At 43.4% G+C, this 251-nt stretch carries 1 rRNA gene; it reads right to left on the reverse strand.

What is annotated here, in order from left to right:
• Nucleotides 1-251, reverse strand: a 23S ribosomal RNA gene (locus BBI00_RS21005); the annotation flags it as partial.

The raw sequence follows: 251 nt of genomic DNA on the forward strand, positions 1-251 counted from the left end.
GGTGAGCGGGTTTCTCGCCCGCTTTATCGTTACTTATGCCTACATTTTCTTTTCTATACGCTCCACAATACCTCACAGTACTGCTTCTAAGCAAATAGAATGCTCTCCTACCAGATGTATTCGAAAAATACAAATCCATAGCTTCGGTAATATGTTTATGCCCGATTATTATCCATGCCGGACCGCTCGACTAGTGAGCTGTTACGCACTCTTTAAATGAATGGCTGCTTCCAAGCCAACATCCTAGCTGT

Origin of the sequence: Chryseobacterium arthrosphaerae (assembly GCF_001684965.1) — a bacterium.
GTDB classification, from domain to species: Bacteria; Bacteroidota; Bacteroidia; order Flavobacteriales; family Weeksellaceae; genus Chryseobacterium; species Chryseobacterium arthrosphaerae.